General features: G+C 72.2%; 20 protein-coding genes. 10 read left to right on the plus strand and 10 right to left on the minus strand.

Annotated features, from left to right (window positions below; genetic code table 11):
* Complete coding sequence (gene rsmA / locus ACU4ZT_RS12390) at positions 1-912, minus strand: 16S rRNA (adenine(1518)-N(6)/adenine(1519)-N(6))-dimethyltransferase RsmA (protein WP_445337276.1); 912 nt, start codon at positions 910-912, stop codon at positions 1-3.
* Entirely contained in the window at positions 909-1,859 is a 951-nt protein-coding gene (locus ACU4ZT_RS12395; RefSeq protein WP_270979695.1) for a TatD family hydrolase, read from the minus strand. Before ACU4ZT_RS12395 ends, rsmA begins: the two co-directional genes overlap by 4 nt.
* Positions 1,860-2,093: 234 nt before the next feature.
* On the opposite strand from ACU4ZT_RS12395, the gene ACU4ZT_RS12400 reads away from it, so the two are divergent.
* The gene (locus ACU4ZT_RS12400) at positions 2,094-2,555 is read left to right on the plus strand and encodes a hypothetical protein (protein WP_063071082.1); all 462 of its coding nucleotides are present in this window, start codon (positions 2,094-2,096) and stop codon (positions 2,553-2,555) included.
* Between the two features lie 141 nt (positions 2,556-2,696).
* Here the strand turns inward: ACU4ZT_RS12400 and metG are convergent, their stop codons facing one another.
* Positions 2,697-4,274: a methionine--tRNA ligase gene (gene metG, locus ACU4ZT_RS12405; protein ID WP_063071083.1), complete on the minus strand. Its 1,578-nt coding sequence runs from the start codon at positions 4,272-4,274 to the stop codon at positions 2,697-2,699.
* A 74-nt stretch (positions 4,275-4,348) separates the two neighbouring features.
* Positions 4,349-5,500, minus strand: a complete 1,152-nt coding sequence (locus ACU4ZT_RS12410) for a bifunctional 2-methylcitrate synthase/citrate synthase (RefSeq protein ID WP_445337277.1) — start codon at positions 5,498-5,500, stop codon at positions 4,349-4,351.
* A 255-nt stretch (positions 5,501-5,755) separates the two neighbouring features.
* Between ACU4ZT_RS12410 and ACU4ZT_RS12415 the strand changes: the two genes are divergently transcribed.
* The 5 genes from ACU4ZT_RS12415 to ACU4ZT_RS12435 all read left to right on the plus strand — a co-directional run bounded on the left by ACU4ZT_RS12415 (position 5,756) and on the right by ACU4ZT_RS12435 (position 9,238).
* Complete coding sequence (locus tag ACU4ZT_RS12415; RefSeq protein ID WP_445337278.1) at positions 5,756-7,243, plus strand: dihydrolipoyl dehydrogenase family protein; 1,488 nt, start codon at positions 5,756-5,758, stop codon at positions 7,241-7,243.
* A gap of 43 nt (positions 7,244-7,286) precedes the next feature.
* Entirely contained in the window at positions 7,287-7,871 is a 585-nt protein-coding gene (locus tag ACU4ZT_RS12420) for an NAD(P)H-dependent oxidoreductase (RefSeq protein WP_270979702.1), read from the plus strand.
* Positions 7,872-7,920: 49 nt separating this feature from the next.
* Positions 7,921-8,442: a GNAT family N-acetyltransferase gene (locus ACU4ZT_RS12425; RefSeq protein ID WP_445337279.1), complete on the plus strand. Its 522-nt coding sequence runs from the start codon at positions 7,921-7,923 to the stop codon at positions 8,440-8,442.
* A 137-nt stretch (positions 8,443-8,579) separates the two neighbouring features.
* On the plus strand, positions 8,580-8,738 hold the full coding sequence (locus ACU4ZT_RS12430) for a hypothetical protein (protein ID WP_175345468.1): 159 nt from the start codon (positions 8,580-8,582) through the stop codon (positions 8,736-8,738).
* Positions 8,738-9,238, plus strand: coding sequence for a hypothetical protein (locus ACU4ZT_RS12435; RefSeq protein ID WP_063071087.1), 501 nt, complete (start codon positions 8,738-8,740; stop codon positions 9,236-9,238). The genes ACU4ZT_RS12430 and ACU4ZT_RS12435 overlap by 1 nt, the downstream gene beginning before the upstream one ends.
* A 3-nt stretch (positions 9,239-9,241) precedes the next feature.
* Here the strand turns inward: ACU4ZT_RS12435 and prpB are convergent, their stop codons facing one another.
* Together prpB and ACU4ZT_RS12445 are read right to left on the minus strand one after the other, a co-directional pair.
* The gene (gene prpB, locus ACU4ZT_RS12440; RefSeq protein WP_445337280.1) at positions 9,242-10,156 is read right to left on the minus strand and encodes a methylisocitrate lyase; all 915 of its coding nucleotides are present in this window, start codon (positions 10,154-10,156) and stop codon (positions 9,242-9,244) included.
* Positions 10,156-11,706 (minus strand): MmgE/PrpD family protein, encoded by a 1,551-nt coding sequence (locus ACU4ZT_RS12445; RefSeq protein WP_445337281.1) that lies wholly within the window; start codon positions 11,704-11,706, stop codon positions 10,156-10,158. Before ACU4ZT_RS12445 ends, prpB begins: the two co-directional genes overlap by 1 nt.
* Before the next feature lie 101 nt (positions 11,707-11,807).
* Between ACU4ZT_RS12445 and ACU4ZT_RS12450 the strand changes: the two genes are divergently transcribed.
* Complete coding sequence (locus ACU4ZT_RS12450) at positions 11,808-12,719, plus strand: GNAT family N-acetyltransferase (protein ID WP_445337282.1); 912 nt, start codon at positions 11,808-11,810, stop codon at positions 12,717-12,719.
* Positions 12,720-13,246: 527 nt separating this feature from the next.
* Here the strand turns inward: ACU4ZT_RS12450 and ACU4ZT_RS12455 are convergent.
* Complete coding sequence (locus tag ACU4ZT_RS12455) at positions 13,247-13,654, minus strand: hypothetical protein (protein WP_445337283.1); 408 nt, start codon at positions 13,652-13,654, stop codon at positions 13,247-13,249.
* A 239-nt stretch (positions 13,655-13,893) separates the two neighbouring features.
* On the opposite strand from ACU4ZT_RS12455, the gene ACU4ZT_RS12460 reads away from it, so the two are divergent.
* The gene (locus tag ACU4ZT_RS12460; RefSeq protein WP_445337284.1) at positions 13,894-14,433 is read left to right on the plus strand and encodes a phosphoribosyltransferase family protein; all 540 of its coding nucleotides are present in this window, start codon (positions 13,894-13,896) and stop codon (positions 14,431-14,433) included.
* Between the two features lie 60 nt (positions 14,434-14,493).
* Here ACU4ZT_RS12460 and ACU4ZT_RS12465 read toward each other — a convergent pair whose 3' ends face one another.
* Positions 14,494-14,994: a GNAT family N-acetyltransferase gene (locus tag ACU4ZT_RS12465; RefSeq protein ID WP_445337285.1), complete on the minus strand. Its 501-nt coding sequence runs from the start codon at positions 14,992-14,994 to the stop codon at positions 14,494-14,496.
* Positions 14,995-15,079: 85 nt separating this feature from the next.
* Between ACU4ZT_RS12465 and ACU4ZT_RS12470 the strand changes: the two genes are divergently transcribed.
* Entirely contained in the window at positions 15,080-15,679 is a 600-nt protein-coding gene (locus ACU4ZT_RS12470) for a GNAT family N-acetyltransferase (protein WP_445337286.1), read from the plus strand.
* Here ACU4ZT_RS12470 and ACU4ZT_RS12475 read toward each other — a convergent pair.
* Positions 15,612-15,881 (minus strand): hypothetical protein, encoded by a 270-nt coding sequence (locus ACU4ZT_RS12475; protein WP_445338691.1) that lies wholly within the window; start codon positions 15,879-15,881, stop codon positions 15,612-15,614. The two genes, ACU4ZT_RS12470 and ACU4ZT_RS12475, sit on opposite strands and share 68 nt — an antisense overlap.
* Positions 15,882-15,988: 107 nt before the next feature.
* The gene (locus ACU4ZT_RS12480; RefSeq protein ID WP_445337287.1) at positions 15,989-16,216 is read right to left on the minus strand and encodes a hypothetical protein; all 228 of its coding nucleotides are present in this window, start codon (positions 16,214-16,216) and stop codon (positions 15,989-15,991) included.
* 90 nt (positions 16,217-16,306) lie between these two features.
* Between ACU4ZT_RS12480 and ACU4ZT_RS12485 the strand changes: the two genes are divergently transcribed.
* Entirely contained in the window at positions 16,307-16,786 is a 480-nt protein-coding gene (locus ACU4ZT_RS12485; protein ID WP_445337288.1) for a VOC family protein, read from the plus strand.
* Positions 16,787-16,872 lie beyond the last annotated feature (86 nt).

Here is a 16,872-nt window from a genome sequence, read left to right on the forward strand (position 1 = left end):
CTAGCGGAGGCTGGGAGGCACTCCGACCCCGTCGCGATCCGCCCAGGCACGGGCTACGCGGAGGTAGTCGTGGACGCTCAGCTGCTCGCCCCGCGAAGTGGGGGCGACCCCGCCGGCCTCGAGGAGCGCCGACGCCGCCTCGCTCCCGCCGAGCAGCTCGGCGAGGGCCTGGCGCAGCATCTTGCGGCGCTGCTGGAAGGCCGCGTCGACGATCGTGAAGGTGCGCTTCCGCAGCTCCTCGGAGGCGAAGGGCTCCGCGTGCCGCTCGAAGGCGACGAGCACGGAGTCGACGTTCGGCACGGGCCAGAAGACCTGGCGGCTGACCTGGCCGGCCGTGCGCCACGCGCCGTACCAGGCGGCCTTGACGCTCGGGGATCCGTAGACCTTGGATCCGGGTGCCGCGGCGATGCGGTGTCCGACCTCGGCCTGCACCATGACGACGCCCGTGCGGATCGACGGGAAGTGCTCGAGCAGGTGCAGCAGCACGGGCACGGAGACGTTGTAGGGCAGGTTCGCGACGAGCGCGGCGGGGTCGCCCGGCAGGTCCTGGATGCGGAGCGCGTCCTCGTGCACGACGGTGAGGTCGGCGTCCGGCTGGTAGAGGCCCACCGTGATCGGGAGCTGCTCGGCGAGGCGGCCGTCGATCTCCACCGCGACGACGCTCGCGCCCGTCTCGAGGAGGCCGAGGGTGAGGGATCCGAGCCCGGGGCCGACCTCGACCACGTGCGTGCCGGCCTCGACGCGGGCGACGCGCACGATGCGGCGGACCGTGTTGGCATCGATGACGAAGTTCTGGCCGAGCTTCTTGGTGGGCGCGACGCCGAGCAGCTCGGCGAGGTCGCGGATCTCGGCGGGGCCGAGGAGCGTGGGGGCCGGGGCGGCGGCGGGCGCGGTCGACGCCTCGTCGCTCACGCGCGGCCCGCCGGGTCGAGCTCGGCCGGGTCCTTCGACGGCGACGTCACGGGCTCGTCGTCCCAGCGGCCGTAGACGAGCTCGGTGTTGGAGGAGATCTGCGCGGCGAGCATCGACACGTCGGTGCCGAGGTGCGCGGCCATCGCCCGGAGCGTGTGCGGGATGAGGTACGGCGCGTTCGGCCGACCGCGGAACGGCACGGGCGTGAGGAACGGCGCGTCCGTCTCCACCAGCAGCAGCGAGCGCGGCGCGAACGCGAGCGCCTCACGGAGGTCGTGCGAGTTCTTGAAGGTGACCGTGCCGGAGAACGACATGTACCAGCCGTTCTCGGCGCAGATCCGGGCGAGGTCCTCGTCGCCGGAGAAGCAGTGGAAGACGGTGCGCTCGGGGGCGCCGACGCGCAGCAGCGTGGCGACGACCTCGTCGTGCGCGTCGCGGTCGTGGATCTGGAGGGCGATTCCGCGCTCCTTGGCGATGCGGATGTGCTCCTCGAACGAGCGCTGCTGGGCCGCGCGGCCGTCCTCGCCCGTGCGGAAGAAGTCGAGGCCGGTCTCGCCGACGGCGCGCACGCGCGGGCGCCCGGCCAGCTCGTGGATCTCGGCCAGCGCGTCGTCGAGCGTGCCCGCCTCCTCGTAGGCAGGCGCCTCGTTCGGGTGGATCGCGACGGCCGCGAGCATGCGCGGCTCGTGCGCGGCCGTCTCCGCCGACCAGCGGGAGGTCTCGAGGTCGCCGCCCACCTGGATCACGCCGCGGACGCCCACGGAGCTCGCGCGGTCGAGGTGCTCGGTGAAGTCGAGGGGCGACTCGCCGTCCGCGATCTCGAGGTGCGTGTGGTTGTCGTAGACCGGGACCGTGAGCGCCTCGGGCAGCGGCGGGTACGAGAGATCGCGCGTCTGGCCGTGGGCCGAGGAGGTGTCGCGCTGGCGCACGTGATTGGAGTCGGACATCGCGCTCACTCTACCGACGGCGTCCGCGTCGCCCGGGGCCGGGACGCGACGCATCGGCCTGCGCATCGCCCCGCATATACCACGGGGATGGGCGATCCGGGGGCCTTCGGACGAAGCCGTTCCGGGCCCGATGCGGCTGCTAGCGTCCCGCGCTACAGGCGGTCGGACGCCGCCGTGCCGCGGGTCTCCCATGCCCGCTCCCACCACCATGAACACACGACAGGATGGCGAAAGATGAACGGATCGACGGAGATCACCAGCACGGGAACGAGACGAGGGGGCAGACGGAGCACGACGCGCAGGCGCGTCATCGCGGCCCTCTCCGTCACCGCGGGAGCTGCGCTCGCGACGCTGGCCGGAGCGACCCCGGCGCAGGCGGCGACGCCGGCGTTCGAGATCTTCTACGGACCCGGCTGCGGAGGCGGCGGGACGGCGTCCCGCGTCTACACGGGGTTCAACGCCAAGGAGGGCTGGGTCAACGACACCTTCACCAGCAGCCAGTGGGGCACCGTCGGCCTGGGACAGCCGGTCCGCGAGGATGCGGCATCCATCTACGTCAGCAACGCCCGCGTGTACATCTACACGGACGGAGGAGACAGCCCGTCGTGGACGGCCGCGTCGACGGGCGCCTGCTACGACCTGCCCCCGGGCGTCCGCAACCACAACACGCAGTGGCAGACGTTCCGCATCAACTGATCCGCGGAGAGCAGCCCTCGGGTGGGTGGGCGGGTGCCGGACGGACCGGCCCCGCTCACCCGTCCCGCGTTGGCGCCGCCCCGCGCGACCCCCACCCGGCGTGCCGACGCCGACCGGGAGGCGGCACGATCGAGCGACGGGTCAGGCGACGGGCGTCGCCGGCTCCTGCTCGATGCGCGGGAACAGGGGCGCCTCGAGCGGGGTGACGAGGCCGGATCCGGTCCACTCGTCGGCGAGGTCGATGCGCTGCCCGCCGACCGTGCCGGTGCCGCCGAGCGCGGTCCAGAGCTTGGCGGTGGCGCCGGGCAGCACGGGCGCGAGCAGCACGGCGAGCGTGCCGAGCCCGCGGACCGCGGTGTGCAGCACGGTCTCGAGGCGCTCGCGGCCGTCGTCCCTCTTGGCGAGGGCCCAGGGCTCCTGGCTCGTGATGTAGCCGTTGAGCTCGTCGACCAGCGTCCACACGGCGGCGAGCGCCTCGTGGATCGCGAGCCGCTCGATGGCCTCGTCGGCGGTGGCCGCCGCGGACCGCGCCACGGAGAGCACGCGCTCGTCGGCCTCGGTGAGCGCGTTCCCCTCGGGGACGCGGCCGTCGAAGTAGCGGCCGACCATCGCGATCACGCGGGAGGCCAGGTTGCCGAAGCCGTTGGCGAGCTCGGCCTGGTAGCGGGCCGACAGGTCTTCCCAGCTGAAGGAGCCGTCCTGCCCGAACGCGAAGGCGCGCATGAAGTGGTAGCGGAAGGCGTCGATGCCGAAGGTGTCGGTGATGGTCTCCGGCGCGATGCCCGTGAGCTTCGACTTGGACATCTTCTCGCCGCCGACGAGCAGCCAGCCGTGGCCGAAGACGCGGCGGGGCGGCTCCTCGCCGAGCGCCATGAGCATGGCGGGCCAGATGACCGCGTGGAAGCGGAGGATGTCCTTGCCCACGAGGTGCGTGGCGGGCCAGCGGCGGCGGAACCGCTCGTCGTCCACGCCGTAGCCGATGGCCGTGACGTAGTTCATGAGCGCCTCGAACCACACGTACACGACGTGGCTCTCGTCCCACGGGATGGGGATGCCCCAGTCGAAGCTGGAGCGCGAGATGGAGAGGTCCTGCAGGCCGCCGCGCACGAACGAGAGGATCTCGTTGCGCGCGCTCTCGGGCTGGATGAAGTCGGGACGCTCCTCGTAGAACGCGAGGAGGCGCTCGCCGAAGTCGCTCATGCGGAAGAAGTAGTTCTTCTCCTCGAGCTGCTCGACCGGCTTGGAGTGGATGGCGCAGACGAGCTGGCCCTCGAACGGCCCGGTGCCCTCGACCAGCTCGTTCGGCTGCTTGTAGTCCTCGCAGCCGACGCAGTACGAGCCCTTGTACTCGCCCGTGTAGATGTACCCGGCGTCGTGGAGGCGCTGCAGGAACACCTTCACCGACTCCTCGTGGCGGGCGTCGGTGGTGCGGATGAAGTCGTCGTTGGAGATGTCGACGGCGGCGAGCAGCGGCTGCCAGCTCTCGGTGACGAGACGGTCGGCCCAGGCCTGCGGGGTCGTGTCGTGCGCCGTGGCGGTGCGGAGGATCTTCTGCCCGTGCTCGTCGGTGCCCGTGAGGAACCACGTGTCGTCGCCGCGCTGGCGGTGCCAGCGCGCGAGGACGTCGGCGGCGACCTCCGTGTACGCGTGCCCGATGTGCGGGACGTCGTTCACGTAGAAGATCGGCGTGGTGATGTAGAAGGGCTCGCCGCGGGACATGGGCTCCATCCTAACGATCGGCGGGAGCGCTCCCGATCGTGTGACGGGGGCGCCGAGCGGGCCACGCGCGCCGGTCAGGAGAGGTGGCGCTCCGCCGGTCCGTCGTACTCGGAGAGCGGCCGGATCAGCGAGTTCGCCGCCCGCTGCTCGACGATGTGGGCGGTCCAGCCGACCACGCGCGCGGCGACGAACAGCGGCGTGAAGGCGCGGGTCTCGAAGCCGAGGAGCGCGTAGGCGGGGCCCGAGGGGTAGTCGAGGTTCGGCAGGATGCCGGTGCGCGCCGCCATGCCGCGCTCGAGCGCGTCGTACAGCTCCATGGTGCGGGTGGCGGACTCCCCCGTGGGCCCGCCGTCGGCGACGCGGGCGGCCACGAGGTCGTCGAGCGCCGCCTTCATGGTGGGGACGCGCGAGTCGCCCGCGCGGTAGACGCGGTGGCCGAAGCCCATGACCTTGCGCTTCGCGGCGAGCGCCGCATCGAGCCACGCCTCCACGCGCGACGCGTCGCCGATCTCGTCGAGCGTCTCGAGCACGGCCTCGTTCGCGCCGCCGTGCAGCGGGCCCTTGAGCGCGCCGATGGCGCCCGTGACCGCGGAGTGCAGGTCGGCGAGGGTGGAGGTGATGACCCGGGCCGTGAACGTGGAGGCGTTGAAGGAATGCTCGGCGTAGAGGATGAGCGACACCTCCATCGCCTTCGCGTCGGCCTCCGTGGGCCGGTCGCCGTGCACCATGAGGAGCAGGTTCTCGGCGAGGCCGAGGTCGTCGCGCGGCTCGACGGGCGCGAGGCCCTGGCGGCGCCGCTGGTCGTACGCGATGAGCACGGGGATCTGCGCGAGCAGACGCACGGACCGCCCGAGGTCGGCGTCGGCGGAGTGGTCCTCCGGCGTCGGATCCGCGGCGCCGATCGCGCTGACCGCGGTGCGCAGGACGTCCATCGGATGCGCGTCGACGGGGAGGGCGTCGATGATCCCGAGCACGGCCGCGGACGGCTGCCGCTCCGACCGCTCCTGGTTCTCGAAGTGGGCGAGCTCCTCGTCGGTCGGCAGCTCGCCGTGCCAGAGGAGGTACGCGACCTGCTCGAAGGAGCACTCGGCGGCGAGCTCCTGCACGGGGTAGCCGCGGTAGAGGAGGGAGTTGGTGGCCGGCTCGACCTTGCTGATGCGGGTGGTGTCGACGACGACCCCGGCGAGGCCCTTGCGGATGTCGGCCATGGTGCTCCTTCGCGGCATGCCGCACCCGCGGTGGTCGGGCGGATCGGGTCGCCTCCGGGTGCGCTCGTCACTGTATCGGGGCCGGCGGCGCGGCGGCGAGGGGCGCCGACGACGAGGCGGTGGACGCGCGACGGCGGGTTGGGGAGGAGCCGCCGGACGACAGGCCGGTGACGACCTCCTCCGCACCCGGGTCGCCGCGGGATCCGCTCGGTAGCCTCACGAGCAGGCGCACCCGAGGCGCCGCCGCGCAGCCGCGCCGACCCGGAGGACGCCATGCCCGAGAGCACCGACCACGCCGATCGCGCCGCCGAGGCCGCAGCCGCAGCCGCAGGCGACGCGCAACCCGGCGGCGCGGCCGAGCCCGACCGCTACGACGTCGCCGTCATCGGCGCCGGCCCCGCGGGCACCGCCGCCGCCCTCCGCGCCGCCGAGCTGGGCGCATCCGTCGTGGTGCTGGAGGCCGGCCGCCTCGGCGGCACGTGCGTCAACACCGGATGCGTGCCCACGCGCGTGCTCGCGAAGACCGCGCGGCTCGTGCGCGAGGTGCGCTCGGCGGGCGAGAGCGGGATCGGCGTGGGTGAGCCTGCGCCGCACTGGCCGTCGATCGTGGCGCGCGTGCACGCGCAGGTCGACCGCGTGCGCTCGCTCAAGGACGAGGCGGCGCGCTTCGAGGAGGCGGGCATCACGCTCATCCACGAGGGCCGCGCGCGCTTCGTCGACGACCGCACGCTCGTGCTCGACAGCGGCCGGCGGATCACGGCGGGCTCGATCATCGTGTGCGTCGGCGGGCACTCGCGCCGCCTGCCCGTGCCCGGCGCCGAGCTCGCGACCGTGCCCGAGGACGTGCTCGCGCTGCCGGGGATCCCCCGCCGTCTGGCCGTCATCGGCGCGGGCAACACGGGCGCGCAGCTCGTCACGGTGTTCCGCTCGTTCGGCTCCGAGGTCACGCTGCTCGACGTCGCGCCGCGCGTGCTGACGGCGTCCGACGAGGCGATCTCGGAGGCCGTCGCCGCGGCGTTCGTCGCCCAGGGCGTGCGGGTGCGCACCGGCATCGACACGGTGACGGGCCTCACCCGGACGGGCGACGGATCCATCACCCTGCTCTGGCGCGAGGGCGACCGCCCGCAGTCCTCCAGCTTCGACGCCGTGATCATGGCCACCGGCTGGCCCGCCGACGTCGACGACCTCGGGCTCGAGCACGCCGGGGTCGAGGTGACGAGGTCGGCGATCCCCGTCGACCGCTACCTCCGCACGCGCGTGCCGCACATCCTCGCGGTGGGCGACGCCAACGGGAAGGACATGCTCGTGCAGGCGGCGCAGTCGGAGGGCGAGGCCGCGGCCGAGAACGCGGTGCTGGGCGTCAACCGGCGGATCCCGCTGCAGCTCCTCCCGGCCGGCGGCTTCACCGACCCCGACTACGCGGGCGTCGGCCTCACCCAGGCGGAGGCGCGCGAGCGCGACGGCGCGTGCGTCGTGGCGCGGGTGCCGTTCGCCGAGGTCGACCGCGCCGTGATCGACGACCGCGAGGCCGGCTTCCTGCTCCTCATCGCCGACCGCCGCCGTGAGCTGATCCTCGGTGCGCACGCCGTGGGCGAGAACGCGGTCGAGGTGATCCAGTCGGTCACCACCGCGATGGCCGCGGGCGTCGACGTCGCCACCCTCGCGCACGTGCGGTTCGCGTACCCCACCTACAGCGCGATCATCGGGATCGCGGCCCGGCGGCTGCTCCAGGAGGAGGAGCGCCCGGGCGAGCTGGACTGACGCGCGGTCGGGGCCGCCCAACGGCGCGTGGTCGGATGGACGCATGACCGCGCTGATCGTCACGGCCCATCCCGATCCCGACTCCCTCACCCACGAGGTCGCCCGCCGGGTCGTCGCCGCCCTCGGAGCCGACCGGACGGAGGTCGCGCACCTCGCGCAGGAGGGCTTCGACCCGGTGTTCGGCATGGCCGACCGGGCCGCGTACGCCGGCGGCTCCCCCGCGCACGCGGACGTCGTCGCCGAGCAGGCGCGCCTCGACGCCGCGGACCACGTCGTGCTCGTCTTCCCCGTGTGGTGGTGGTCGATGCCCGCCCTCCTCAAGGGCTGGATCGACCGCACCTTCATCGCGGGCTGGGCCTTCGGCATCGACGACGAGGGGCGCATCGAGAAGCGGCTCCAGCGCCTCACCGTGCACCTCGTGCCCGTCTCCGGCACGAGCCGGGAGTCGTTCGCCCGGCACGGCTACCTCGCGTCGTTCGAGACCCAGATCGGCCACGGGATCCTCGACTACTGCGGCGCGCGCCGCGGCGCGACGGCCTTCGTGCACGACTCCGAGTCGGGCGACCGCGACGCCGTGGACGCCGAGGTGGAGCGGGCCGTGGCCGAGGTGCTGGCGGCGGTCGGCTGATCCGGCGGGCCCTCCGCGCAGGCCGTCCGGCGTCGCCTAGCGTCGGAGCATGACCGCCGACGATCCGCTCCCCGACCGTCCCGGCGACGAGGCCCACGCCGTCCCCGGTGCGGACGAGATCGCGATCCGCGCGGCCGAGCCCGCGGACATGCGAGCGGTCGCGGAGCTGCGCTGGCGGTGGTCCGTCGACGAGTCGGGCACGGCGCCCGTGACCGATCCCGCCGGCTACGTCGCCGCGACCACCGCCTTCGCCGACGCGCACGCGGGGACGCACCGCTGCATCGTCGCCGAGCGGGACGGCGTCGTCGTGGGCCTGGCCTGGCTCGCCCTCACGGACCGGCCGCCGACGCCGGACGACCTGAGCCGCGTCGCGGGCGACGTGCAGTCGGTCTACGTCGTCCCCGAGCTGCGGGGATCCGGGACCGGCTCCCGGCTGGTCGCCGCGCTGCTCGACGACGCCCGCGCCGCGGGCTGCCGGTACGTGCGCGTGCACTCGAGCCCGCGCGCGATCGCCGTCTACGCCCGCGCGGGCTTCGCGGTGGACGAGACGTACCGCGTCGTCCGGCTCTGAGGCGCCGACGCCGGGATCCCGCCGAGGAGCGCGCAGTCCGCCACCTCGCGCCGGCCGCACGCCGCGAGGCACGAGGATCCGCGTCCCACTGTGCACACGCCGCAGCGCCCGCAGCGCCCCGCGGCTAGCCTCGCGGAATGCCCGCCGCCCCCGCCGCCCGATCCGGCGGGGTGCGCGCGGGTTCCCGCGTGGGCCAGGTCCTCGCGTCGCACGCGATGGGCGTCCTCACCCGGGGACTCGCGCTCGACGGATCGCTCCGGCGCCTCGACGAGCACGCGCCCGGGGCGCGCGCCTGATGCCGCACGCGACCTCGCACGACGACGAACCCCGCACCCTCCTCCACGTGCTCCCGTGGACCACCGCGGTGGGCGGCGCGGTGGCGGTGCTCCTGATCCCCGGGTCATTGGTCGCGCTCAGCAGCATCACCAGCCGGGCCGGCTCCGACGACGGCAGATTCCTCCCGGTCGTGCTGCAGGCGATGCTCTTCGCCGCGGTCATGGCCTTCGTCGTCGGGCTGGCCGCCGGCGCGCTGGCGGGCCTGCCGGATCACCTCGCGCGGCACCGCCCGGAGCTCCGGCGGCGCACGTCGGCGCTCGCCGTCGTCATCCTGACCGCGGTCATCTCCCTCGCCTGGTTGGCCGTGCTCGCCGAATGGCAGCCGCTCCCCCTGGCGCCCACCCTCGGGACGACCGGCGTGGTCGCCGCCATCACCGCGGGGGCCACAGCGATCGTGGTCGCCCGCCACGCGCGACGCCGACGCCGGAAGGAGTCGCGCCCCTCGGTCACGGACGCGTGAGGATCACGCCCCGCCGCGGTTCCCCTCGAGCGTGAACGTGAAGACGTCCTCGTCGAACGCGCTGTAGCCCGCGTAGTCGAGGAGCTCGTAGAGGCGGGCGCGGGTCTGCATCTCGGGCACCTTCGACGCGAGCGTGCCCTCCTCGAGGATCGCGTCGAGGCCGCGCTCGGCGGCGCCCATCGCGAGGCGCAGGAGCGACACCGGGTAGATGACGATGTTCACGCCCACGTCCGCGAGCTGCTGCGTCGTGGACAGCTCGCTCTTCCCGAACTCGGTCATGTTGGCGAGGATCGGCACGTCCACCGCGGCGCGCATCGCCTCGAACTCGGCGAGGTCGGCCATGGCCTCGGGGAAGATGGCATCGGCGCCCGCGTCCACCAGCGCCTTCGCGCGATCGACCGCCGCGGCCATGCCGTCGACGCCGCGCACGTCGGTGCGGGCCATGACGAGCAGGTCGGGGTCGCGGCGGGCGTCGACGGCGGCGCGGATCCGCTTCAGCGCGGTCGACTCGTCCACCACCTGCTTCCCGTCGAGGTGGCCGCAGCGCTTCGGGTTCACCTGGTCCTCGATGTGGAGGCCCGCGACGCCGGCGTCCTCGAGCATCTGCACCGTGCGCGCGACGTTAATCGGCTCGCCGAAGCCCGTGTCCGCGTCCACGAGGCAGGGCAGGTCGGTGACGCGCGCGATCTGCTGCGAACGCCCGGCCACCTCGGTGAGCGTGGTGAGGCCGATGTCGGGCAGACCGAGGTCCGCCGAGAGCACGGCGCCCGAGATGTAGACGCCGTCCATGCCCTTGTCCTGGATGAGGCGGGCCGAGAGCGGGTTGAACGCGCCGGGCATCCGGAGCAGCTCACCCGATGCCAGCCGCTCGCGGAACGCGCGGCGCTTGGCGGCGGAGGTGAGGGTGGAGTGCAGCACTAGAGGAGTCCCTTCGGGGAGCCGGCGCCGTCGAGCAGGCCGGGCCGGGCGGTCACGGTGAGGCCGGCGAGCTCGTCGGCGGTGAGCTCGGGCAGGCGCTCGACGAGGGCGAGGAAGCGGTCGACCTCGCGGTCCTCGAGCACGCCGTCGGCGAGCGTGCGGAGCTTGCCCACGTAGTCGGCGCGCGCGAACGGCCGGGCGCCGAGCGGGTGCGCGTCGGCGACGGCGATCTCGTCGACGATGGTCGAGCCGTCGGTCAGGCGGATCTCCACCCGGCCGCCGAACGCCTTCTCGGCCGGATCCATGGAGTGGTACCGGCGGGTCCACTCCGGGTCCTCGGTCGTGGTGACGCGGCGCCAGAGGTCGACCGTGTCGGGGCGGCCGGCGCGCTCGGGCGCGTACGAGTCGACGTGGTGCCAGGTGCCGTCCTGCAGCGCGACCGTGAAGATGTACGGGATCGAGTGGTCGAGCGTCTCGCGGCTGGCGCGCGGGTCGTACTTCTGCGGGTCGTTGGCGCCGGATCCGATGACGACGTGCGTGTGGTGCGACGAGTGGATGAGGACGCGGTCGATCGCGTCCGCGTCGGCGAGCACCGGGTGGGCCTGGTGCAGGCGGCGGGCGAGGTCGATCCACGCCTGCGCCTGGTACTCGGCCGAGTGCTCCTTCGTGTACGTGTCGAGGATCGCCCGCTTGGCCTCGCCGGGTGCGGGCAGCGGCACGTCGTAGGAGGCCGCGGGGCCGTCGAGCAGCCACGCGATGACGCCGTCCTCGCCCTCGTAGATGGGGGTGGGGCTGGTCTGGCCGCGCATCGCCCGGTCGATCGCCTCGACGGCCATCTTCCCGGCGAACGCGGGCGCGTGCGCCTTCCACGTGCTGATCGCGCCCTTGCGCGACTGCCGCGTGGCGGTCGTGGTGTGCAGGGCCTGGCCGACGGCCTGGAACACGGTCTCCTCGTCGAGGTTGAGGAGCGTGCCGATGCCGGCCGCGGCCGACGGGCCGAGGTGCGCGACGTGGTCGATCTTGTGCGCGTGCAGGCTGATGGCCTTCACGAGGTCCACCTGGATCTCGTAGCCGGTGGCGATGCCGCGGATCACGTCGGCGCCCGTGAGCGCGCGGCCGTCGGGACGGCCGGCCGCGGCGGCGTGCTGCGCGGCCGCGAGGATCGGCGGGATGTTGTCTCCCGGGTGCGAGTACTCCGCGGCGAGGAAGGTGTCGTGGTAGTCGAGCTCGCGCACGGCCACGCCGTTCGCCCAGGCGGCCCACTCGGCGCTGACGCGGGTGGCGGGATCCGCGCCCACGACGGTCGCGCCCGCGCCGCCCGTGGACGGCCCGTGCGCCAGGGCCTGCGCGCGCGCCGCGACGACGGGCGCGCGGGTGAGCGAGGCGGTCGCGACGGCCGCGTTGTCGATGATGCGGTTGACGATCATCTCGGTGACCTCGGCGTCGACCTCGACGGGATCCGCGGCGACGGCGGCGATGCGCCCCGCCAGCTGCTCCCCGGGAGGCAGGGCCTCGTCGCTGCGGTGGACGCGGACGCGGTGGATCTGCATGCTCTTCCTCACGGTCGGGGCACCGTCGCGGAGGGCTCGGGGCCTCGTCCGCGTGGCACCGGTCCAGCGTATCCACCGCCGGGGCCGTCCTACGCTGGGGCGTGCTCACCGTCGACCCCGAGTCCCCCCGCACCGCCGACGTGCTGCCGCTCCTGCGGCAGGCCGACGAGTTCGCGCTCGCCCTCTACCCGGCCGAGAACTACCACGGCCTCGACGTCGCGGCCCTCGACCGGCTTGGCGTCACGTTCCTCGTCGCGCGCGACGACGGCCGCGCTCTCGGCACGGCGGCGGTCGTGGACGGCGGCGACGGATCCGCGGAGCTGAAGCGCGTGTTCGTGACCGACGCGGCGCGCGGCCTCGGCGTCGGGCGCGCGCTGCTGGTCGCCGCGGAGGAGCGGGCGCGCGAGATCGGCGCCCACGTCATGCGGCTCGAGACGGGACTGCCCCAGACCGCGGCCATCGCGATGTACGAGCGCGGCGGCTACCGGCACGTGCCGCGCTTCGGGCCGTACGGCGCGGATCCGACGAGCGTCTGCATGGAGCGCGACCTCCGGGTGGCGCCCGCGCCGCTCCCCCGCTGGATCCTCCGGCCCGCCCTCCCCGACGACGCGACCTGGATGGCCGAGCTCCGCGCCGTCGCGCTGTGGCCCGACCTCGAGCGGCTCGGCCGATGGGATCCGGTGCGGGTCCGCCGCCGCTTCCTCGACGGCTGGGCGCCCGAGCGCACCTCGGTGATCCGCGTCGCCGGCCGCGACGCGGGCCTCATCGCGCGCCGCGACGAGCCCGACGCCCACTGGATCGAGCACTTCTACCTGGACCCCGCGGTGCAGGGCCGCGGCATCGGCGGCGAGGTGCTGCGCGAGACCATGGCCCGGCGCGACGACGACCTCCCCTTCCGCCTCGACGTGCTCCAGGGCAGCGCGGCGCGGCGGCTGTACGAGCGGGCGGGGTTCCGGGTGGAGCGGGAGGATGCGGTGGATGCGTGGCTGGTGGCGCTGAGGTGCGGCGGATAATCAACTTTTACGTCATGTGGCGGAGGTCCAGCCCACTCCCCGGCGACACTCGACCGACGGCCTCGCTCCCACCGGGACGCTGGCACTACCACCGGACGCTGACCGCAATGCACGGCGGCGCGACGCAATGCGGCCGAACGTCCCCAAGACCTCGCGCCCGTCTCGCGCCAATTTTCGCTGGCGCTACGTTGATGAACCTCCTCGCGTATCGCTAGATACAACAGGTGAGAACATTGGAGGGCCTGTGGTTGGCTGGGGCTTTGCGTCAAGCGCCCGGGAAAGCGCCGGATTTGACGACTCATTCGGAACCGTCCTGTGGGCAGTGTCCCTTCTGCTAAGCGCGATCGTCGGCGTGATCCTCATACGCACCAGCGATAGGTGGCTTCAGCCGCGTGAAGACTACGAGCTCTGGATGGACTTCACTGCAACACCCATGCTCGTGCAGCACAAGGCCACCGCCTCCGCAGGACTCACCTAGTGCGCGCGTACGCGTTCGTCGCCACTGCGGGTGCTCCGAGGGGCGACGGTCAGAACCGCGGCGAGGGGTTGGAGATCGCCGGATCGATCCCAAGGAATGCCTCTGCCAGGAGGATTGCCTCACGCTTACGAAGAGTCCAACTGTCCGGGTCGCCGCCGATGATCTCGATTGGCTTCGCGAACTGGACGTCGTACGGAAGCTTGCCGGCTCCCGGAGAGATCCACAGGTGGAACTTTCCACCGCTCTTCCATGAGCCGTCCGACTTGAGAATCGCCGCGGTGTTGTGAGTGATGTTCACCCACTGAACGGCGCCGATGCCTCCGTCGTCGTAGTCCCGGATCGGGCTGTCGTGCTCCTGATGCTCACCGAGGGGGAACGGGTGGATCCAGTAAGCGGAAAGGTAGTAGACGTTGCTGTCGAGGCGGACCCAGCCGTCATTCAGGCGATCAAAGCTCATGCCCCCATCCTGTCGCATAGGTCGTCCTCGAGGGCGGCCAAATAGTGGTTGATCGCTTCGAGATCCCCGAACCCGTCCGCTAGCCCCAGGTCCGGAGAACACCAGTGCTGCTTCGCTCGGGTGTGGCTTCTATGACCATGCGACCGTTGAAGCGGAGGGGCGGCGCCTGGAGTCGCTCGTTCGTCTGGAGGGGGATCGGTCACCGGAGCGATTCGCGCGCCCGCCGTTACGGTTGCCGCATGGCCGATCCCGCGATACAGCTCCTGGCCCGCCGGCGCGTCCTCGAGCACTTCCGGTGGATCGACGGCGACGCTGACACCTGGACGATGCTGCGGGACCCGGCCGCGCTGCGGGCCGTCGTGCATGCACTGGCTGACCTGCTGGTCGACCAGGAGCTCGAGGTGATCGTCGGCATCGAGGCCAGGGGGTTCGTGCTCGGACCGGCGGTCGCGATCGCCCTCGGGATCGGGTTCTCTCCCATCCGCAAGGACGGTGCGAAGTTCCCCGGCGACGTGGTCCGGCACCAGAGCATGCCGGACTACCGCGGCAGGACGCAGGTCTTCCACGCGAGACGAGACCACTTCTCGCCAGGCCAGAGGGTCGGCTTGATCGATGACTGGATCGAGACCGGCAGTCAGGCCGTGGCAGCGCAGCGCCTGGTCGCCACCGCTGGCGCGGAGCTGGCCGCCGTCGCGGTGATCATCGACGAGGCGGGCGGGAACGCGCGGCGCGTTCTGCCGCCCATTCGATCGATAGTGTCCGCGGACGAGCTCCCCTGACGAGCCGACCCGACCATGGTCTTGAGGCGTCTCGACAGGGGATCGGCTATCGAGACGCGTTCACAGCGTCATACCGAGCACCATGCGAACGGCGATGGGGCTGCCGTGGTCGTCCTCTCGTCGGGTCATCCCGATCTTCTGCGCGACCCTCTCGGAGGCAGTGTTGTCGGGATGGATGATCGCGACGAGTTCGGCCGCGTCGAGCTCAGCACGGGCGAAGTCCCGACAGGCAGCCGCTGCCTCGGTTGCGTAGCCCTGTCCTTGGAATGCCGGGCGCACGTGGTAGCCGACCTCGAGCATCGGGATGCCGTTGACGTCCTGCCAGGTCAGTCCGCAGTCACCGACGAAGTGCCCTGCGTGCGTCTCGATGATCCATAGTCCGAAGCCGTGGGCTTCGTAGTTGTCCTGGTTCCATGCGATCCATCGCGCCGCATCGTCACGGCTCTTCGTCGCGGTGTAGAACTCCATGACCCGAGGGTCTCCGAGCAGTCCGGCCATGTCGTCGAGGTCTGCTGGGGTCATCTCACGGAATCGGAGCCGTGCGGAGGGGCCAGGGAGCATGTCAGCACCGTATCGGCAGGGGATCCCACCCGGACAGTCGGCCCGGCCGGCTGCCGGCCGGCGGCCTGCGCCCTAGGTTCGGATCGTGGACGAGCACATCGAAGTCGTACGACATCACGATCTGAGCCGCACCCACCTCGAGCAGCTCCGGGCGCTCTTCGACCGCGAGTACCTCGACGGCTACGGGCCCTGGACCCTTGACGCGCCCTACGGCTACTCCCCCGCGGACATGCACCTGCTCGTCACCCACGGATCCGAGCTGGTCGCGCACGCGGCATTCCGACGACGCGTCATCGCCGTGGGAGAGCACGACGTCGCCGCGGGCAGGACGGGAGGCGTGCTCGTCAGCGAGCATCCCCGAGGAGGAGGTCTCGGCAGACGCCTGATGAGTCAGCTCGCCCGCCCGATGCGCTCGACGGCCGGCATCGAGTACGGGTACCTGGGCTGCCGGCCGGAGGTCGTCCCGACCTACGCCTCCAGCGGGTGGCGATGCCGGGAATCCGCCGGCGCGTCCGACCACGACGAAGTGACCCGGGCGTCCGACAGGGGAATGGCTATTGAGACGGCCGTTGGGCTCTCGTCCGGTGCGCGCCCGGTCGAGCCGTCGAGGCGCGCACTCAGACGCCAGGGACCCCGCGCTTCTTGGCCGTCTCATTCCACTCGTCCAGCCGCTCACCGAGCATGATGTTCCACTCACGCGCGGTCGTCGAGTGGAGGTCGTAAAGAACACCGTGAATGCTGATCGCGATGCACTCGTCATCGTCGGGGTCAGTGATCGTCACAACAACGTGGCCATCCGGCCAGTCCCGGGGAACCGCCGGTTCGTCAGTCTCGGCCGGAATCGGCGCAGGCCCCCGCTCCGCTTTGAGTCGTGAGCCTTCACCCATTCGGCGATGGTTGCACCTCCAAGCCGCGTCCGGCAAACGATCCCCGGCGGATACGCGCGGAGGAAGCATCGGTCACCATCCACCAGGAAGCGCCCGTGGGCGACCGGCTACTTCGGCTTGCGAGCGATCACGAAGCCGAGGACTCCGAGCGTCACCATGAGTGCGGCCACGATGAGCATCACCACGCCCACCGCGACGAAGGGGCTACCGCTCCCCCGATCGGCGACCGAGAAAGCGAGCACTCCTACGACCACCTCGCCGACTGCCATCACGAGTGCGCAGACGCTCGAGCCCACGACCACACCTCGACGGCGAAGTCGCTCCTGCGAAGCCATGCCCCGAGTCTGCCCTCGCGCGACGAAGCACTCCCGTCGGAGGCGTCCGCCAGGGGATCGGGTGTCGGGACCCTCTTCCCTCGGGCAGGCGTGTCGGAGCTCGATACTGATGTCATGGCATCACCGCTCATCTCCGACATCGCTCATTCCGGTCTCACCGTGGCCGACCTCGACGACGCGTTGGTGCTGTGGTGCTCCGGTCTCGGGTTCGTGCTCGAGCGCACCTTCACGCTCGACGTGGACGTCACGGCGGCGACCACCGGCGTCCGTGGAGCCGTGATCCGCGCAGCGACGGTGACGCTCGGCCCCCACCGGGTAGAGCTGCTTCAGTACGACCCGCCCCTCCTGCTCGAGTCCGCCGGCTCGCCCGGACAGGTCGGCATGATGCACATCGCGCTCACGGTCTCCGACCTCGATCGTGTGCTCGAGCTCTTCGCTGGACACGGCTGGAGACCGGTCGGCACACCTCACCGGATGGCTGGTGGCGCCCGAGCCGGCACACGCATCATCTACCTCGAAGGTGCCCTCGGTGGATTCCTCGAACTGATCGCGCCCCCGCAGCTCCCGTAGTCCGCGTCGGCTGTCGGATTTCGTCTGGTTCTCGATCGTCGTGACGACCGACGACCCGATCCTGATGCTCCCCGTCACCCGAGCCG

It is taken from the genome of Clavibacter davisi (genome assembly GCF_052751415.1).